The sequence below is a fragment of the Paenibacillus woosongensis genome (genome assembly GCF_009725165.1).
Lineage (GTDB): Bacteria > Bacillota > Bacilli > Paenibacillales > Paenibacillaceae > Fontibacillus > Fontibacillus woosongensis.
On sequence record NZ_WNZW01000002.1, the window covers coordinates 331,613 to 349,046 of the forward strand.

The 17,434-nt window shown below is 46.1% G+C and carries 22 protein-coding genes and 1 pseudogene; 8 read left to right on the forward strand and 15 right to left on the reverse strand.

Going from position 1 to position 17,434, the window contains the following annotated elements; translation table 11 throughout:
• Positions 1-8 precede the first annotated feature (8 nt).
• The 8 genes from GNP95_RS08010 to GNP95_RS25715 all read right to left on the reverse strand — a co-directional run bounded on the left by GNP95_RS08010 (position 9) and on the right by GNP95_RS25715 (position 4,826).
• The gene (locus tag GNP95_RS08010) at positions 9-719 is read right to left on the reverse strand and encodes an N-acetylmuramoyl-L-alanine amidase family protein (RefSeq protein ID WP_155610328.1); all 711 of its coding nucleotides are present in this window, start codon (positions 717-719) and stop codon (positions 9-11) included.
• Entirely contained in the window at positions 716-1,036 is a 321-nt protein-coding gene (locus tag GNP95_RS08015) for a hypothetical protein (RefSeq protein ID WP_155610329.1), read from the reverse strand. The genes GNP95_RS08010 and GNP95_RS08015 overlap by 4 nt, the downstream gene beginning before the upstream one ends.
• 21 nt (positions 1,037-1,057) lie before the next feature.
• A complete protein-coding gene (locus GNP95_RS08020) occupies positions 1,058-1,336 on the reverse strand; it encodes a hypothetical protein (protein ID WP_155610330.1) in 279 nt (92 codons plus the stop codon).
• Positions 1,337-1,385: 49 nt separating this feature from the next.
• A complete protein-coding gene (locus GNP95_RS08025; protein WP_230873726.1) occupies positions 1,386-1,535 on the reverse strand; it encodes an XkdX family protein in 150 nt (49 codons plus the stop codon).
• Positions 1,528-1,761 (reverse strand): hypothetical protein, encoded by a 234-nt coding sequence (locus tag GNP95_RS25705; protein WP_196427104.1) that lies wholly within the window; start codon positions 1,759-1,761, stop codon positions 1,528-1,530. Before GNP95_RS25705 ends, GNP95_RS08025 begins: the two co-directional genes overlap by 8 nt.
• Positions 1,762-1,841: 80 nt before the next feature.
• Positions 1,842-2,036, reverse strand: a complete 195-nt coding sequence (locus GNP95_RS25710) for a hypothetical protein (RefSeq protein ID WP_196427105.1) — start codon at positions 2,034-2,036, stop codon at positions 1,842-1,844.
• 5 nt (positions 2,037-2,041) lie between these two features.
• Positions 2,042-4,645: a hypothetical protein gene (locus GNP95_RS08035; protein WP_155610331.1), complete on the reverse strand. Its 2,604-nt coding sequence runs from the start codon at positions 4,643-4,645 to the stop codon at positions 2,042-2,044.
• Complete coding sequence (locus GNP95_RS25715) at positions 4,611-4,826, reverse strand: hypothetical protein (protein WP_196427106.1); 216 nt, start codon at positions 4,824-4,826, stop codon at positions 4,611-4,613. The genes GNP95_RS08035 and GNP95_RS25715 overlap by 35 nt, the downstream gene beginning before the upstream one ends.
• A 100-nt stretch (positions 4,827-4,926) precedes the next feature.
• Between GNP95_RS25715 and GNP95_RS08040 the strand changes: the two genes are divergently transcribed.
• Entirely contained in the window at positions 4,927-5,766 is an 840-nt protein-coding gene (locus GNP95_RS08040) for a DUF4393 domain-containing protein (protein WP_155610332.1), read from the forward strand.
• On the opposite strand, the gene GNP95_RS08045 is transcribed toward GNP95_RS08040, so the two are convergent.
• From GNP95_RS08045 to GNP95_RS08065, 5 genes and pseudogenes are all read right to left on the reverse strand, one after another.
• On the reverse strand, positions 5,723-5,947 hold the full coding sequence (locus tag GNP95_RS08045) for a hypothetical protein (protein WP_155610333.1): 225 nt from the start codon (positions 5,945-5,947) through the stop codon (positions 5,723-5,725). The genes GNP95_RS08040 and GNP95_RS08045 overlap by 44 nt on opposite strands.
• Before the next feature lie 66 nt (positions 5,948-6,013).
• Positions 6,014-6,781, reverse strand: a complete 768-nt coding sequence (locus GNP95_RS08050; protein WP_155610334.1) for a stalk domain-containing protein — start codon at positions 6,779-6,781, stop codon at positions 6,014-6,016.
• Between the two features lie 63 nt (positions 6,782-6,844).
• The gene (locus GNP95_RS08055) at positions 6,845-7,303 is read right to left on the reverse strand and encodes a copper amine oxidase (RefSeq protein ID WP_155610335.1); all 459 of its coding nucleotides are present in this window, start codon (positions 7,301-7,303) and stop codon (positions 6,845-6,847) included.
• A 452-nt stretch (positions 7,304-7,755) separates the two neighbouring features.
• Positions 7,756-8,014, reverse strand: a pseudogene (locus tag GNP95_RS08060) (tyrosine-type recombinase/integrase); the annotation flags it as partial.
• 156 nt (positions 8,015-8,170) lie between these two features.
• On the reverse strand, positions 8,171-8,857 hold the full coding sequence (locus tag GNP95_RS08065) for an MBL fold metallo-hydrolase (RefSeq protein WP_155610336.1): 687 nt from the start codon (positions 8,855-8,857) through the stop codon (positions 8,171-8,173).
• Between the two features lie 488 nt (positions 8,858-9,345).
• Between GNP95_RS08065 and GNP95_RS08070 the strand changes: the two genes are divergently transcribed.
• Positions 9,346-10,482: a response regulator gene (locus tag GNP95_RS08070; RefSeq protein ID WP_155610337.1), complete on the forward strand. Its 1,137-nt coding sequence runs from the start codon at positions 9,346-9,348 to the stop codon at positions 10,480-10,482.
• Between the two features lie 43 nt (positions 10,483-10,525).
• On the opposite strand, the gene GNP95_RS08075 is transcribed toward GNP95_RS08070, so the two are convergent.
• Positions 10,526-12,544, reverse strand: coding sequence for a bifunctional diguanylate cyclase/phosphodiesterase (locus GNP95_RS08075; protein WP_155610338.1), 2,019 nt, complete (start codon positions 12,542-12,544; stop codon positions 10,526-10,528).
• A 143-nt stretch (positions 12,545-12,687) separates the two neighbouring features.
• Here GNP95_RS08075 and GNP95_RS08080 point away from each other — a divergent pair, with 143 nt between their 5' ends.
• From GNP95_RS08080 to GNP95_RS08090, 3 genes are all read left to right on the forward strand, one after another.
• A complete protein-coding gene (locus GNP95_RS08080; protein ID WP_196427107.1) occupies positions 12,688-13,353 on the forward strand; it encodes a flagellar brake protein in 666 nt (221 codons plus the stop codon).
• A 136-nt stretch (positions 13,354-13,489) separates the two neighbouring features.
• Entirely contained in the window at positions 13,490-14,566 is a 1,077-nt protein-coding gene (locus GNP95_RS08085) for a hypothetical protein (RefSeq protein WP_230873727.1), read from the forward strand.
• 3 nt (positions 14,567-14,569) lie between these two features.
• The gene (locus tag GNP95_RS08090) at positions 14,570-15,310 is read left to right on the forward strand and encodes a hypothetical protein (protein ID WP_155610341.1); all 741 of its coding nucleotides are present in this window, start codon (positions 14,570-14,572) and stop codon (positions 15,308-15,310) included.
• A gap of 53 nt (positions 15,311-15,363) precedes the next feature.
• On the opposite strand, the gene GNP95_RS08095 is transcribed toward GNP95_RS08090, so the two are convergent.
• Entirely contained in the window at positions 15,364-15,525 is a 162-nt protein-coding gene (locus GNP95_RS08095) for a hypothetical protein (protein WP_154674770.1), read from the reverse strand.
• A gap of 192 nt (positions 15,526-15,717) precedes the next feature.
• On the opposite strand from GNP95_RS08095, the gene GNP95_RS08100 reads away from it, so the two are divergent.
• The 3 genes from GNP95_RS08100 (at position 15,718) to GNP95_RS08105 (ending at position 17,355) form a co-directional block, all read left to right on the forward strand.
• Positions 15,718-16,497, forward strand: coding sequence for a polysaccharide deacetylase family protein (locus GNP95_RS08100; RefSeq protein ID WP_155610342.1), 780 nt, complete (start codon positions 15,718-15,720; stop codon positions 16,495-16,497).
• Complete coding sequence (locus GNP95_RS26415; RefSeq protein ID WP_269058948.1) at positions 16,498-16,620, forward strand: hypothetical protein; 123 nt, start codon at positions 16,498-16,500, stop codon at positions 16,618-16,620.
• Between the two features lie 192 nt (positions 16,621-16,812).
• Positions 16,813-17,355, forward strand: a complete 543-nt coding sequence (locus GNP95_RS08105; protein ID WP_155610343.1) for a DoxX family protein — start codon at positions 16,813-16,815, stop codon at positions 17,353-17,355.
• Positions 17,356-17,434 lie beyond the last annotated feature (79 nt).

Below are 17,434 nucleotides of genomic sequence, written 5' to 3' on the forward strand. Positions count from 1 at the left end.
TATACCATTTACTTAATCAACCTTCCAAGTATAGTCCCCAGTGTCCCGACATCGACCGGATCGGTTGCCTTCCAGTCCGGACTGATTTCCGCATTCTTGATCAGCCATTCCCGGCCCTTCTCTTTCCAAGCTGGCGCTTTACTGCCGTCTGTCACGGGAGCCGACTCTTTTCGTTTCAGCCCCAAGTATTTAGCGATCCCGGACACATGGCCGGCTATGATCGCGTCGATGACCTCTGTCCGCTTAAGCCTGGCCGAGTCGGCCGCAACATCAATGAACAGGTTCTCCGTCAACACAGCCGGCATTTTACTTTCTCGGACCATGTGCAAGTTCTTAGTCTTCTTACCTCGATCTATGACGCCATAAGGCTTAAGCGCGGCCATGATCTCGCCATGCAGCACATTCTGAAATGATGTACTCGCAGTTGAAGCATTAGTATAACGGAACGTCTCATAGCCGCCAGCACCGCCGCCAGCATTGCAGTGGATACTAACCAGGAGGTCGGCGCCAGCTGCGTTGGCTTTGTCAGTGCGCTCCTTAAGCGTCAAATAAATGTCTGTGCTACGGGAGAACAACACCTGAACGCCGTCATACTGCGATTCTAGCTGCCTCTTAACACCAAGGGACACCGCAAGCACGATGTCTTTTTCCTTCAGGGCGTTAGCCACAGCTCCCGGATCCTTGCCGCCATGACCGGCATCAATCCATACCTTTTTCATTGCTCGCCAGCTCCTTTCTTTTCCCCTGGAGGATTTAACGCCTTGTTCTGCATCTGACCGGCTGCAGCCGCCACCAGGAAGGCGTTGGCTAGTGCTAGAGCATAGACGCGCCAATCCACTACTGCAGAGCTATCGACGGCTAGTTGAGCCATAATCAGCACAATCCAGGCGACAACAACAGCTAATAAATCGGTGGGTAATTTGGGGGCTATCTCGTCAATAAGCCCTTTTGTATACTGCACTACGAAGTAAACAAGCAAAGAAGCCCCGGCCATAGTCCCCAGGGCTTCCCACGTAAAAAGCTGTCCTGTTTCCATTTGAAATCATTCCTCTCAATATTATTCTTCCAAGCGATCAATTCGCTTGTGCGCCTGCTTGGTCGACTCTTCTACCCGCGTCACGCGTTCGGATACAGTCTCTAAGCGTTGCCCTTGCATCCGCACGTCAACCCTAATGTCATCAACGCCGCGTTTGATATATTCGACGTCTGTCTGCAGGGTAGCTCCTGCCCCCGCTTCTCGTGCTGCGTCTTGACGTATTGTTCGAGTGCGGCTTATCCAACCGAGTGCTATACCGCTAACTGCTGTGATGATAGAGATGATAATCGTGAACTCCATTCATTTCCTCCAATCAAAATAGCCCCCGGAAATCCCCGAGGGCCGCGCCTTATTTGTACTTGTTGCCGGTGATGGCCTTAAACTCCGTCGTGTTGATCACACCAAATTGAACGTAGAGCCGGAGCTGCGCTTCACTGACCCATTTGTACTTGTAAAAGTAGATCAGGCGGTCATATTCGCTATTAAACATTCTACTCATCGCCTCCTCCTCTATTTGTAACATCAAGGAGCTTCAGCTCCAGCGCTACCATCGATTTGCCCAATGCCTCGTACTGCGTAGATAAGTCACGAATCAGCAACTCCTGAGCAACAACCTGAGCGCCCAGTGTGGTGTTTTGCTGCTTAAGCTCTAATACCTCCAACTCGCGCCGAACTGACTCAGCAGCCAGCACCCTCTTCGAAGTGATTACATCCTCAGGCTCCATAAGCTGTTCAATTTCTTTTGCCGTTATGTCTTCAGTCCAGTAGGCTGTAGGTTCCAGGGAGTTGTCCTTGCCCCACGCCGCTAGATCAAAACGCGGACGAGACCCTGCGGCACCGGCACACCGACGACGTAACCGGCAACCTCGGGCAATTCACCGTCTAGTTCCTCCGGCTCCGGCAACGGTACATAAAAAGGGACGACACCCGAAAAGGCATCGTCCACTAATTCGACCCCCTGATAGAGGCCGTCTGTATTTACTTTAGGTACTGCTTTCAAACTTCTCACCCTTTCGCTAAATACGACCCTCTAAAGATCAGAATCGCATTGTAATAAGTACCGTTACCACTTGTCCCGATGCGCACTAAACCATCGGTAGTAAACTCAATAAGTCCCGACGCATTCGCCGATCCGTTGGCAGAGTAGCACTTAATCTTTTGCATAATATCAGGCTTGTAGCCGTCAGGCATTGACGCTATTTGTGTTCCTGTTGCAACGGCACCCGATCTAATAACGGCTTCAAAATTTACCCTACCTGACGCGTCTTTATAATACCTAAATGTCGGATTTTCTGCTGAGTGTCTAGCCCATCCGTTTAAGAGCGGGGATTCAATCCACCCGGGTGCATCTTTCTCGGCTTTCTTCTGCTCAACTACACTTACCCGCTGTAATGCTTCGGCCACTCCTGCAGTCAGATCGCTGATCTGTGCTTTTTCGTTCGCTGCCAGACTGCCTGTGATCGGGACGATGGGCGACTTGTCCAGTTTGGTATAGGTGAAGGAATAAGCTGCTGATTGAACGTAATTCGCGTTCAAAATGTATGCTTGCTCCGTTCCCCAGGCCCCGATTACCGATTCTTTAACCCATTTATAATCAAGACGAGAGTTTCGATATATCGCTTTTATGGCTGCAGCCATATTGGACAACGACGTCCCAACACCCATATTATTGATTATCCAGTTTGTATTGGCGTGCTGCTTCGGTTTCACACTCTCACGCAACACAATCCCCGTGCCAACTTCAACCATGTTATCCCCTTCGGCAAGCGTCAGGCTGCCTTCCACCATAACTGGTTCGACGGTTTCTTTGGCGAGACGGTATAAAAGATTGTATAGCGCCTGATTCGGGGCTTGAGATGTCGGCAAAGTAGCGGTATCTGCTACCCCCGTCTTGCCCACTATCTTCCAGTATTTTGTCCCGCCGCTCCAAGGTACAGAACCATCCTGATTACACATCGTCCATCCCCAAAAATACGCTTTAATTTCATATTGTGTCGGGTTATGACTGTCCGCCCAACCACTGTCGGTGTTGGCTATAGAGATTTCTAATATGCTAGCTCCCGGAGATATAAAATATTGATCCCCTCCAGTATAAGCATCGATAACTCGTGCCAATTGAGTACCATTAAATTTTGATACATATACATTTTCAGTTAGCCCAGACATAACCGTATAAATCTTTTTAAACCCAATATCAAAGCCAGGCATTAAGTTCCAAGACATCCCACCATCCAGCACAACCTTTTTCCATTTCGCAAGCTTTAAATATTGCCCATCCTGTTCAAATAGTACGTCCGGATCGCTGCCGTATTCTGGATTCGCGTGTAATTCCGTTTGAAAGGCAAGCATTGATTTTTGTTGAGGCTGAAACGGTTTGGGTTTGGTGCCGATTGTTAACATTGGGCTCGATAATGTGAATGTACCTATCGGGTAGTTCGGTGATTCTGGTGATTCTCCGTTTTCTAGTGTCAAGAACACCGTCATGTACGCAGTTCCCGCTGGTGCTGTAAACGTACCTTCAAAGTGCCTTACATTGTCTATTCTAACTTTGGACGAATCCAAGAAGTAAACAAATGCACCTTTACGAGCCTGCCCCTCCCAGCCGGTGCCTTCTACAGAAAATGAGTAAGTCAACCCTTCAAAAGCTGTTATGGTGCAGGTTATATGACGCGATGCTACGCTACCGTCACTAGTTCCCGAAACGCGATAATCCCCATCAATTTTTAACAACATGGTAGATGGCTGGTCCCATTCGTAAACCGGAGGCAGCAAATTTCTAGATGTGGCAATCGCATACGGATTCTCGACGCCGATTAGTCCGATCCGGCCTTGCGTGCTGATCTCTGTCTTGCCTCGTATCTCGTCCAACTTAAAGCGTGCGCCCTTAGCAGCGTTGACCATCTGTAAACCAGGCTGCAAGGTAACATCGGCAGCCTCCGCTGCATCCAGACGGTCCTCCAGATCTGTTATAGCCGCAGCGTGCTCATCTAGCAGCTCGCCATGGGTGATGATCTCCGCAAGCTGGGCAGCTGACAGCAAACCGCCTACGGTTAGTGTGGCTGTGGGAATCGGGTCTGCTCCGTGTTCGGTGTGGGTTATGCCGTGCGCCCCTGGAGCGGCCGACCCGGTAGCCGTTACGGTAATCTCGCCAGTATTCGGGTTAGTAGTTACTGTTATCCCAATCCCGCCGACGATATAAAACTGAGAGGACGGATCCGCTGCCTCGATATCATTCACCTTGGCAAAGGCGTTCTGGTTAACCTGGGCGCCCGTTTCGATGCTGCCTAGCTTGTCGTGATCAGCCTGGGTAACGCGCACCTCCTGATCGGCAATGTGCGCAGCCAATTCGGTAGAAGTACTACCGTCGGCCTTCGCGTCCCATTCAGCCTTTTGGGCCGATGTAACGTGAATATCCGTATTCGCTAAGTGGCCGTCCCAGCTTACTTTTTTTGCCCCCGTTACATGGACGTCTGTATTTGCGATATGGCTATTGGCGGTTGATTTATTCGCATCCATTTCCTGTTGGACTTTATCGAATCCAGCATCGATTGTTCTAAAATCCTGACTAATGTCCTTACTTGCAGTTAGGTTTGCGTACCGGTTCGCCATGAGGGTCAACTCCTTTCAGTTGCTTAATCCCGATACTGACTTCATCCTTAATGCCTTCCAGAATAGATTCACGTTCAATAGGGGGATAAAGAGAGAGTATGGCCTGAATTACTTGGGTAATCTCCGGTACGGGCCTATTCGGATCAAGCTCAGCCTTGAGTACATTTTGTATTTGAGCCAAGGGTAATCACCTACCTTGTTGAAATAAGAGGGAAAACCTCCCTAATTGTCGAAGATATAGGCGGTCAGGCCTATCATCGTTAAAAAGGAGGTTTTCATAATTGAGTTTAGAAGATATTGTTAATGTAACTAAAGCTGCAAAGGATGCAGGAGTCCCCGTTGATAAATTAGCCTACAACGCCTTAGAAAAGCCTACAACTGAATTAGGAGAAGGACTTGGAAATTTATTTTGGTTAGTATTTTCCCCTATACATGCTGCTAGAGCTTCCCTAGAGCCTAGAATAAAGCAGTTCAGGCAAAATCTCGAAAATAAGCTATCAACTATTCCTCCAGAAAATCTGGTTGAGTCACCACTGAATATTGCAGGGCCTGCTCTTGAAGCAGCCAAATACTACATAGAGCATGAAAGTATAAGAGAGATGTTTGCTAAACTGATAGCATCTTCAATGGATAATCGAATTCAAAATAGGGCTCACCCTTCTTTCATTGAAATTATTAAACAGTTATCACCCTTCGATGCTGAAAATCTACAATTTTTGTTTGATAACCAAGGTAAATTCGGGATTATCAATATAGATGTAGATACTAAGCATCCCGCTACTAAGAGGCGAGGGAGTACGACTGTCGCCTTTAATACTCTGCCTTTTCCAAAACTCGATGCTACAAACCAAAGCTCTTATCTTGCTTCAATCGAGAATTTAGAGCGCCTTAAGATAATTGAAATAACTTATGAGAGGTATTATCTTGAAGATTTAAAGTATAAAATTTTTGAAACCCACCAATTTTGTCAAGCGGTAAGGGACATGATCGGAAGTGCTGTAATGAGTGATGGCTCTGAAATAATTAGTATTCAAGATAAAAAGGGCATTTGGGAATTCACCTCCTTTGGTAAAAACTTTACCCGATGTTGTCTTGGATTACGCTCAGACTCGCCTCTCTAAACGCTTCTTTGTAGTCGTTAAGTACGCGATCCAATTCCATGGAAAAATTAGCGCCCATTAGCTCAACTGCTTGAGTCACATGTTTTTTGGTCATAGCTAAATCGGATTCAAGCAGTTGAATTCTTTCCTGCAAAGGTTTTGTAGCTTCAGAAATCATGAGTAACACCTGTTGTTCATCCATTCCATCTTCACCCTTTCAAGGCATAATAAAAGGCCCCGCTGATCAGCGAGACCTGATTTATGGTTATTATTTTGTTTTGAACCAAACCCCACCAGTTCCGTCATACTTTCTCTCAAACACAACCAGTGGCGATTCATCATTCTTCTTAACTTGGAAAACTACCCATCCTTCACTAGACGACCCAACGTAAATACTAGCATCGAGTTTTGGTTCAGGCGGGACAACCGACGGATACTCATAAGCAGTTCCCGAAGTAGAAACCAGCGTAAAATCACCACCCCAGAGGCGAACGGCAGCATCTGGTTTAGCATTTCTAGAAATTGTAACTTTAGCTTTGATCAGCAAATATTCGTGTCCAGCATCTGGCTCGCTATTGAACATATTAGCCTCTTTTATCATTTGCCAGGCTTGCTCACCTCGAATGACTTGCGAGATATTTACACTGCCGCCGTAATCACTAATAATGTCCTTCACAGTAAACGGAAGCGTTGTTCCGATTTCCGCCGGATTAGATCTACTATTTGTACTCGGCTTCGTATTTTCAGTAGCTTCTTGACTAGGAACACTTGGAGTATTAGGAATAGTAGCATTCCCAGCACTGTTGATCGTAATCGTACTCGAAGCACTATCATACGATACTGTTGCACCTAACATTTCCGATACTGCTCGCAAAGGTACGTATGTTGTGTTGTTAATTGTTTTCACTTCTGCTGTTGCCACCTTGCCATTAACAATTAACTTCAGCTTCCCTGCTCCGTAAGCTCCAGCGGCAAATGACGATAGGGCTATCGCAGCAACACTCAAAGACAATAATAGCTTATACCTTTTAGTCACCTAATCCCCTCATTCCTTAAAATATAGGAATATAGTACCATGATTTGGTAGATAGGTTAAGGATTAATTTTCCAGTGCTTGCAAAGCTTCGTTTATCAGTTCAAGCTCTTTGGTGTATTTCTGAATGTCGGCGGCTTTATAAGTAGCTAAGTTCTTCTCGGCTGACTCTATAGTTTTTTGAGTCAATTCTCCGCCGCTCGAAGCTTTTAACTGATCAATCCCTGCCTTGATCTCGTCTCTTTCAGATTTGAGCAGTTTTAAAGTATCGTTTTCCAAACCCGCCTTAATCTTTTCAAGCGATGCTTTGGGTTGCCCTATATAAGGATTGTCTATTGATTCAGATCCAGAACCAACAATAGGCTGTGCATCGTCAGTAGTAACATAAATTGTCTTTCCACTCACCTGTATATCAGCCCCTAGCGCATCAGACAGGGCGCGAACTGGGGCATTAGTTCTGCCATCAATTACCGCGCCTTTATCTTCTTGCGTTTTTCCATTTACTATTAGCGTCGATTTGGGCACGCCCGGTTGTCAACGACTAGCGATATTTACGTGCACGTTACCAAAAAAGTAAAGAAACGTACCGCGGGCAAATTTGATAAGTTTGCACGATAAAATGATTAATCTAATACTTGCTTTTAACTCGGCTGACTCTGGGGACAAAGTGGGGACTGAATGTAAGCCTATGTATAGAATTGAGTCCAAATGAGAACAACATGCGAACACTCTAAACCCTTGATCTTACTGGGTTTTGTGAAATTGTTCCATTTAAAATACTAGGCCCATCGCCTTTGACAGGGTGGGGGTCAGTGGTTCGAGCCCACTACAGATCATACTTAAGAACCCTTACAATTGTAAGGGTTCTTTGTTTTCTCAGTGCTTTTTCCGGCATGACAAATAAGCCATATTGATTCAAATGGTCAAAAGGGTCTTATTGGGGTCATTGCATCAAAATCTTCGAACCTCTGATTAGCTCAAATAACCTCCTCTACTTCTTCCTCAAATAGCATTTTACCAAACATAATCGCCGTTACTCGGAAGTAAATGAGAATAGGTATCTAAGCTAATTCTTACGTCAGCATGACCCAACTGCTCACTAACGATCTTCGGATTGACTCCTTGTAGTAGGAATGTAGCATGGGTATGTCTTGTATCATGGAATCGAATTTTGGGAAGTCCCAGCATTTTGATCTGAGCGTTGAAAACTCTCCTGATATTGCTTTTGTTTGTGGGATTCGCTTCTTATGCATTTCCAAATATTCCAAATATGAGGATGATTACGGTCAGTAAGAATGTACCCAAATAAAAAAACTAACTCCTCTTTATATTTTATCGAGGAATTAGGCTTTTGATCTGCAACATTCGCTCCCGATTACAGAAAACAAAATACTATAAGATAAATTTGCCACCATGGTAACAGTAATAAGTGTCTGCTTCGAGTTCTTTGATCTTTGTCAGAGACTGTTCTGCCTTATCAATGTCTAAGCAAAAATACGGATTAGCTATAACTAATTCTTGATTTTCTATTACGGATGCATCACCTGTGATTACACTTTTCAAACTCGGAAAATATAATGAAATATGTCCCGACGTATGTCCTGGTGTTGCTATTACTTTACATTTGTTATCTAATATCCTATCACCATCATGTACCTTTTCATCAATTGGTACATGTTTTAAATTCCTTAGTTGCTGTACAAACCATTCTCCAAACTCTTTTTCTTCATCCGACATGGTTGCTAGCATCTTTTCAGCTTGAACTAAGCGTTCTGACTTCGCTTCACCACTAATATATTTTGATTCAACTTCACTAGCTATGATGTTAATCCAAGAAAATTTTTCTTTAAAATTATATAAAGAGCCTATATGATCATCATCATAATGAGTAATAATTATGTTTTTCAGGTTTTTCATTTCATAGCCATTTTTCAAAATTTCATTTTCGATTAAAGTTAAGAAGTTTGTATACCCCGTATCGACTAAAGTTAGTTCATTATTCAATACGATTAAACTAGGGAAAATCCAATTTGTCTGTCCATTGAACTCAAATTCAATTGGTAGCTCTATTATCTCCATTTTCTCCCTCCATACTGGTTATTTACTGTTTATATTTTTATCAAAAATTGTTCAATTATTTGGCCCGGTTGTTGAAAATCGATCTTGTAAATTATACTTCATAAGTTAATTTTAACACATACCCATAGCGTAAGTTCTCACTAATCCGAACCCATATTAGTTCTGAGATATAACGTTAAACCAAGCCTGCCATGTAATTTTTGAACTTGATCCTTTAACTGTTCGTTCTCTTCTTCTAGTGCCTTTATACGGCTAAGCTCGATTATCTCAATTCCCTATTGCTGAATAGTAAAGAATAGCAGTAAGGTTAATCATAGATTAAAATTCGACAAAAAACCTCCCTACACTGCAGGATCTTCCATATCCTGCCGATATTTCTTCCAGTAAAGAGACAATTTGTTCAGAGATTGTATAGATTCATGGTCTATAGTATTTATTTGGAATTGTTAGATTGTTACAGATGTTATTACACATGTAGGGAGAGCGCGATGAAAGTTATTCTTCTGGATGATGATAGAATTGCACTGGACTATTTGGAACAACAGCTGCAGCAGATTCCCGGAATTGAAATTGCGGGGAAGTTTACAGATCCGGCAGCAGTCAGGAAAGAAATCATTAATCAGCCGGTCGACCTGGTTTTTCTCGATACCCAGCTGCCCGATGTGGATGGGATTCAGCTGGCGGAGGAAATTTTACAAATCAAACCTGATTTAAAAATCGTGTTTGTGACAGGCTACGAGGCTTATGCGGTAAAAGCCTTTGAGCTGAATGCGCTGGATTATTTGCTCAAACCTGTGAAATCGGAAAGATTGATGAATACGCTCCAGCGGATTGACTGGTCGCAGACGGCGTTTGATTTGGACCGGCTGGCGCAGCAGAATCAATCACTGCAAATTAAAATGCTGGGCCATTTTCAGATGATCCTTGACGAAAAGCAGCTGCCCCCGCTGCGCTGGCGGACGACCCGGGCTCAGGAGCTGTTCCTGTACATGCTGCAGTGCCGCGGCCAATTCATCCGCAAATCGACCTTAATCGAATTGCTGTGGCCCGAATACGAGCCGAACCGGGCGTTTTCTTTGCTGTACACGGTCATTTACCATATTCGCAAAACTCTCGAGCAGTACGAGGAATATTTTTCCCTTACGAACTCTGTTGATGGATATATTCTAAATTTGAACAATGTTCTCGTTGATGTCGAGGAATGGGAGAACTTCATTCTATCCAGCCCGCCCGTAACGAACAAAACAATCGGCGAATATATCGGCATGATGAAGCTGTTTAAAGATGACTACCTGAAGGAATACGATTACTGGTGGGCGGAGAGCGAGCGCCAGAGATTAAAGATGCTATGGCTGCGCACCTCGTTCCGGATGGCCGAATGGTACATGTCGAGCCACCAGCAATCAAAGGCCGTGGAAAAATATTTGGAAATCTGCCATCAGCATCCAATTGCGGAGGAAGCGCATTTTGCACTGATGAAAATTTTCGCGGCAAATAAAAATTCATTGGCTGTCCACCGGCAATACCGTCTGCTGGTCGCTATTTTACTGGAAGAGTTCAATGAACAGCCAAGTACATATATTACGGATTGGTATGATGACTGGAAACAGGAGCACGAAGAATAACGCTTACAACCATTTTCCAGCCGGCTTTGCAATTTTGGGGCATTCAGACTAAACTCATGTAGTATTCATGCTTTTTAAGCCATTCGCCGATCTCGTTATCTCGCATGGGCTTGCCGTAATAATACCCTTGCATCACATGGCAGCCCAGTTGGGTCAGGAACTCGATATGCTCCCGCGTCTCGACGCCCTCGGCAATGACGTCAAGCTGAAGATGGTCGGCCATCATAATGATTGCGTTGATGATCGCCCTTTTGCTGGGGCTCTCCAAATCATTCGTGAATAAGCGGTCCAGCTTCAATGTATCGATGGGGATTCGATCCAGCAGCCCGATCGAGGAATATCCGGTTCCGAAATCATCCATGGATACCCGGACGCCAAGCTCACGCAGGCTTTGCAGCTGGCGGATGATATCGTTGATATCATACAGCACCATCGACTCGGTGATCTCCAGTTCAAGCAGATGAGGCTCTAGCTCCACTTTGTCAAGCACGTTCCGGACAATTTCCTGCAAGCTGTCGGTTTGAAAGAGACGCACGGACAGGTTAACGGAAACCGGCTGTTCCAATCCTTGCAGCTGCCATCGCTTGCACTGGCGGCAGGCCTCCTCCAGCGCCCATCTTGTCATCGGCACGATCAGCCCGGTTCCTTCGGCGATTTGGATGAACTCCCCGGGGCTAACCAAGCCAAGGCGCGGATGTTCCCACCGGATCAGCGCCTCGAATCCGACCAGACTGCTCGTTTTTACGTTCCATTTCGGCTGGTATACGATAAAGAACTGCTTATTTTCTAAAGCTAGCTGCAAATCTTTTTCAAGCTCCATTTTGCGCACCAATTGCAGGCCCATTTCATGGCTATAGAAGCAAAACTGGTTTTTTCCAAGCCCCTTTGCCTTGTACATTGCCGTATCCGCGGTCTTGAGCAAGACAGAGCGGTCGGAGTCCTGAATCGAGCCAATGCTGATGCCGATACTGCCGGTGACGTACAACTCGTTGCCTTCAATGTGATAGACCTGTTTAATGCTCTGCAAAATTTGATGGGCCAGCTGCTCCGCCCGCTTTGGGGTACAGTGCTTGATAATGAACAAGAACTCGTCCCCGCCGATACGGAACGCCTGCTGATCCTCGCGGATGTACTGGCGAAGCCGGATGCCGACTTCCTGAATGAGCAAGTCCCCGATATTATGGCCAAGCGTATCGTTGATGGCTTTAAACTGATCCAAATCGAGGAACAGGACGCCGAGCTTCTCGGTGCCGACATGAGAATCGAAAAACCGGTTCATTTCGTTGCGGTTTGGCAATCCGGTAATCGAGTCCAGGTAGGCCAGCTTCTCGAGCACATGGCGGTCGAAGAAGATCGCTCCCCAGGACACGACCAGAATGATGAAGATGACGATGGTCACGCCAAACAACAGAAACAGGTCTGCGCCTGTCGAAGCTTCTACCACCATATCGGTGGTCGCGGAATACTCCATCTTCGCGGCCTCCATCCCCGTGTAATGCATGCCGCAAATCGCGGCGCCCATCGTGGCGGCCGACAGCCACTTGGACCAGCTTGCCGAGGATTGGCTGCGAAAGCGCAGGAACAGCAATAACGCTGCATAGGATGCAATTAAAGCGATGACCGCCGAAAGCACCCAAAGCGTTTTATCATAATAAATGTCAACAGGCATGATCATGGCTTCCATTCCGGTATAGTGCATCGTTACGATCCCGCTGCCCATGATGAAGCCGCCGACGGCCATAGTATACCATTTAATATTCCGAGGGATCGTGATGTAAAATGCAATAAACGAAGAAATCACGCTGGCCAGCAGCGAACCTATGGTCAGCCAGATATCATAGCTAACTGTCATATGTATATGAAAAGCTAGCATGCCAACAAAATGCATCGACCATATGCCGTTGCCCATGACCAAAGAGCCCGCTAGCAGCCAGAAGAACCTGGTTTTCCCGTTAGCGAGAGAGATTTTTGCCGCTATACTCAGAGCGGAGTATGATGCCAGTACTGCAATTATTACTGAGAGTGCCACAATATAGTAATTATAACTGCCTTCTATGTTCATTGATTCCCCCCCTTACAAATATATTAAGCGTACCGGCTCTACAAAAACTTGACAGCCTGGGAATCGCTTCGTGTATAGGTATTGTAGAGTTGTCTTTGTTGTAATCGAATATGCAAAATAAAGAGAGAGGAGATTCATTATTCATGGAAGGTTCGGCAATCATTGAGTTTTGGAAAGGCCAGCTGCTCGAGCTTCAAACCCCTGAAGGAGTCATGTATAAAACGCAAATCATCCAATTGGCGAACAACCGACTTTACATACAAAAACCAGTCAACCGTATGAACCGTTATCTGTCCTTCACCGGCAGTATGTCCGTAACGATCTTCTTCCATAGCGAGGAGCGGGTGCTGTACTCTTTTGATACCGAGATAAGCTTGCAGCTTAACCAGCTGTCATTCCCCGTCCCGCCCGCAAGCCGCATCAAAAAAGCACAAAGACGCCGCTTCTTCCGGGTACCCGTTGAGGTCGAATTAAATTTGAATCTCAAACCAGCCGGACAACCAAACGAAGATGAGTTTATCAAGGTAACGACAAAGGATATCAGCGGGGGAGGACTGTCCTTCCTGTGCAGCTTTGAAGTGGAGTCAGAGAAGCTGGTTGCGGGAGTCATGCATCTGGAGACGAACAATTCCCAGAATACGATCGAGTTTCATGGAAAGATCGTCAATTGCGCGGTACTCCCGGACAATAACTATAAAATTTCGCTGGAATTCGTTCAAATGAAGGAATCCATCCGCTCCGATATTATTAAATACTGCTTGTTCAAACAGGTTGAGGCGCGAAACAAGCTTAAAAATTATTCGCTGTAGCCGATTCTCGCATAATCCGGTAATGAAGAAGGATTTAGTGTATTTTTGCCGAATAGTTCTATTTGCCTACAACCGACAGACTATACTTTATAGAACTCTGAGGTGAACGAGAGCGATGAATGGCTCCATGACAAACGTGAATTTTTTTGAAGATATTACTTTTGACCATTTAAATGACCGTACGCTGCCCCTCGACAAATGGGATTGGATTATGATGGTGCTCAGCGGCAGTGTTGGCGCATTATGCGACCTGGTCATCGGACATCCCAAAGGCATGGAAGAGCCGAAAATTACGAATAGTTCCTTCGGAGGACTCGGAGAGCAGCTCAAGCAGTATGATTTAAAAAATAATCCCATCGACTATCAGGAACCTGGAGCATTTGGCGGGGATCACCGGCTGTATTCCTACGGGCATGATCTGTTTCGCTTCTTCGAAGGCGTAAGGCAAACGATGTTTGGCGAATATGCCGGAGTCTCGTCCGTGGGATGGGGCGAACTGGTCAAAGAATTTCCAGAGTACGAGCAGCTGGACTTCGGGACAGCCGTAATCGTCAATTTGCTTCACTTGTTTAAGGATTTTTGTACGGTACGCTCCTTGCCCCTTCCCGGTATGACGATTCTCGCTAATTTGAACGGCGATCAAATGCCTGCCTTTGCAGAGAAGCTGTATATTGATCATGGTTTCAATTTGCGTATCGTTACAGGTCAGGCTTTAAGCGTTGCGGCCATTGAAATTATGCTGAGAGTGTATCTGTTCCTCCGCTACTTTAATGCAGACGCGCCTAAAGAAGCAATCCGCTCCAAACGGAGCAAAATGCTGCTGTTCACGCATTCCTTCGCCATGCTGTTCAATCTCGGCAAAGTGGCGGTTACGAAGAATCCGTTTATGCTCAATGTCCCGCAGCTCCTGATGATTGCGAAGTACTGCTTCCAAATTGCCAGGGATAGCATGGATTTGCGCAAGCAGCTTGTTAGCGCTAAGCAGCTCTCCTTCACCGGCCAAGAGCGTGATATGCTGGCCTTGTATGATAACGCAGCCACGATGAACGAGATACACAGCGCCTATGAGGAGTCTATCCAGGACTATGCGGACATGAGAAATGACCAGAGCATTATAATCTTAAACAACAACAAGATAGCAGAACGAATCGATGATGTCGCGGATACCTACTCAGAGGTTATTCGGCTGCTAGAACGACGCAAAGGTGAATAACTGATGAGCAAGCAAATGACTGTACTTCAAAGTGAAATCGAAGATTTGGCGAAAATAAAAATAACCGATGATATGCTCAGCAAAGTGGATATTTCCTCGCTTATTCCTAAAATTACCGAAGTCGTCGGGCATCTGGACGATGCTCAGGACTCTTTGGACAAGCTCTCCGAGCAGGGCATGTTTAAAATGTGGTGGGGCTCTTTTACCGGGGGCAATGACAAAGTGCTTGCGAATGCCGAAAAGACGCTGATCGAAAGCTCGAAAATGAATATCGGACTGGCCATGCTAACGACGATGTACGCTAAGGTGATCAAGGACCAGCAGAACGTGCTGCAGCAGCAGCAGCGAGAGCTTAAAGAGCAGAACGACGCGATCCGGGAGCAGCAGGAGCATATTGAGCAGCTCTGGGGCATCAGCCATGACCAGGCGAAGCAAATCCTGGCCGTCATACGGGATCAGCAGACGATGATCGATGAAGCCGAGCAGCGGCTCATCCTACAGTTCAGGCAGGAACAGGAGCTCGGAAACGAGAAGCTGCAGCAGGAAATGAAAAAGCAGCGCGACGTTTTGGAGATTTGGAGAAAGGAGCTGCTGGAGCAGCTCAGACAGGAAATTGCCGAAGAGCAGCAGATGCAAGCCAAGACGGCGGAGAAGCTAATATTCCGCAAATTGCTGTGGTGGGTCGGCGGCGCTCTGCTTGTCTCCCTGTCCGCCTCATATTTGATCAACACCATAAACCCTTGAAGCCATTGGCTCCAAAGGTTTTTTTGGTTTTGTTACGTCCGAAGGAAGAATGATTACACCAAATACCAGACAAGAGCGCTGAAACTGTTTCCTTCCGCCGCATACTGAATGGACTGGACGGTAAATCTTCTATTTTCATACAGCCAGTCGTTGATCTCCTTCTCAAGATCACCAATATTTGTGTTGAAGAATGTTTTTACACTATTTCTCTTCATCCTCATCACCTCCCCACAATCATCTTATTCGACATTCTATCCTTGCAAGCCTGCTTGCACGCTAACATTGCTTAATTGCCTGCCTCTCCTTGCTTCTCATCCAGGAAATAAGCCCGGCAGGGATAAAATCATCAAATTGCAGCAAAATAACTAAACGTTGGTTAACGACCGCAAAATGGAGGATAGCTTCAGATGTCTAAATACACCCGATGGTTCATTCCGATTCTGATATTAACCCTTGTTTTTCCCCTGATCCCGCACCCCATGTCGGCCCACCCGGCGTCCCAGTTCAAAGACAGGGCTTATTATGAGGAGCGAGGCGATATCGTATGGGAGGTGCCCACCGAAGACAAATGCATTGCCTTTACGTTTGACGACGGTCCGGATCACCGCCAAACGCAGCAAATTCTGGACGTATTGGACCAGTACAACGCCAAGGCCACCTTCTTCGTCGTTGGGGAACGGGTTGAGAAACACCCTGAAATCGTTAAAATGCAGCTTGCCAAGGGCCATGAGATCGGCAACCACTCATACCGGCATCCATCCTTTCAGGGCTTAAGCAAAGGCAATATGCATAACGAGCTCAGCAAAACCCAGCAGGCCATTTACCAGGCTACAGGATACAAGGCCGTGCTCTTTCGTCCTCCCGGCGGATTTTACAACGAAACGCTTATCAACGTCTCTAAAGCAAACGAGTTGAAATTTATCCTCTGGTCCTGGCACCAGGATACGAAGGACTGGCGATCCCCGGGCGTAAATAGAATCGTCAAAAAAGTACTGACGAACGCACGCAGCGGCGATATCGTCCTCATGCATGATTATGTGGCTAACAGCACACAAACCGTCGAAGCCCTTAAACAGATTTTGCCCGAGCTCAAAAAACAGGGCTATTCCTTCGTTACCGTAACCGAGTTACTAACCCATAAAGCTAAAGCCCAGCCTGATCATCAGCTGAAAAAAGTCATACATTAAATGCTCAAGATTCTGCCGTCCCATAGTCATCTGCTGATGTCCGGCTTGCCTCTTCTCAACTCATTTGCGATCAACGCCTCCGACGTCGGCGTCGTAAGAACGGACATCTCGCCAAAATCCTAAGGCAAAGCGGAGAAGCTCACACTTCTCCGCTGCTTTATTTTCAGGCGCTTAAAAATTAATTTATTTAAAATTTAATAATTGTGATTTAAATCACATATATTGTGAAAATTATCACTTATAATAAAGACATCAAAGATGATCATCCTTCAAACAAACACTAACAAAAGAACATCACAATAAGGAGTGGTAATTATGTTTAACAACTTCCTCAGAACAAATAAATTTGCAATGTGGTTCCTGACCATCGTCCGGATTTATCTCGGCTTCGAATGGATGAAAGCAGGATGGGGCAAAATTACGGGAGGCTTTGATGCCGGAGGTTACCTGGCCGGAGCCATCGCCAAGAGCACCGGCGACCATCCGGCAGTGCAAGGCTGGTGGGCAGCATTTCTAGAACATGTCGCACTGCCCGGAGTAGACATCTTCAACATCCTCGTCCCTTACGGAGAGTTTCTCGTCGGCCTTGGCCTCATTCTCGGTACCTTCACCACCTTTGCAGCGCTGATGGGACTTGTGATGAATGCGGCGTTCCTTTTCTCGGGCACAGTGAGCACGAATGCGCAAATGCTCTTGCTTGAAGTACTGATTGTCGTAGCAGCCGCCAACGCCGGCAAAATCGGACTTGACTACTACGTACTCCCTTACCTGCGCGGGCTGTTTAACCACAAAAAAGCGGTAACCAAGACCGAAGCGCCTATCGGCAAACCACATTTAAAAGTCAAGCACGGCGCATAAATATAAAGCATGAGAAACAACAAGGCTGTTCCTCTTACGAGGAGCAGCCTTTCCTTTTTGCCTTTGCCTTGACAGCCAA